The organism is Sphingobium sp. DC-2, assembly GCF_000722555.1.
In the GTDB taxonomy this organism is placed as follows: domain Bacteria; phylum Pseudomonadota; class Alphaproteobacteria; order Sphingomonadales; family Sphingomonadaceae; genus Sphingobium; species Sphingobium quisquiliarum.
The window spans coordinates 1-777 of sequence record NZ_JNAC01000099.1 but is presented as its reverse complement, the minus strand read 5'-3'; the positions used below and the strand labels follow the sequence as shown (position 1 = coordinate 777).

Sequence of the window (777 nt, the reverse complement as noted above, 5' to 3'; positions counted from 1 at the left end):
CGCTTGCAATCGTAGCGGCGTCTGCTCGCAAACGGAGCGATTTTCTGCTCGGATTATCTGACAATGGGCGGAGCAGTCTGCTCACGCTAATTGCCAATGTGCTCGCCATCATCCGGCGCTGCTCGCAGTCATGGTCGCCTGCTCACATTATCTGCCAGCGGGAGTGGCGTCAGCGTGGCACCCGGATGGAGCCGTCCGCGATCCCTTCGGCGATATTTGAGAGCATGACGGCGTAGCGGTGCAGGCCGGGGAAGCGACCGGCGTTTCTCTCGATCTCTTCGCCGTATCCGGCATCGAGCAGCGCCTTGAAGTCCGGCATCACGTCGAACATGCCGCCGAGCAGATCGATATCGGAAGCACCGATCAGCAGCAGGGCATTCGCATGGGCGTCGAGGCGTTTCATCGTCTCCAGCATTTCGGTTTTGGTCATCGCACCCTTTCCGCTTGCGTGGTGTCATCGCCTATTATGCGCTGGCCCTGTTCGCGAAAACCTTCCTTTCTGACGATCCTGCCGGCGGGCCATGACCGCAACGCATTTCTGCGGCCCGCCGCGTGTCAAAACTGTTCTGGAAACCCGCTTCGCAAAAGCGTCTGCCGGCGACGGGTTTGGAGAACCCACTGGCAGGGAGTGTGAGCACGACGCCCCGTTTGCAAGCAGCGCCGGATGATGGCGAGCACACTGGCAGATAATTCGAGCACGAGGCCATGCGCCAGTGGCAGAAAGGGTGAGCAGAAAATCGCTCCGTTTGCGAGCAGACGCCGCTACGATTGCAAGCG

1 protein-coding gene is annotated in these 777 nt (G+C 60.4%); it reads right to left on the bottom strand.

Annotation, left to right across the window (positions count from 1 at the left end):
* Positions 1 to 169 precede the first annotated feature (169 nt).
* Positions 170 to 403, bottom strand: coding sequence for an arylsulfatase regulator (locus tag ET21_RS0118125; RefSeq protein ID WP_231372556.1), 234 nt, complete (start codon positions 401 to 403; stop codon positions 170 to 172).
* Positions 404 to 777 lie beyond the last annotated feature (374 nt).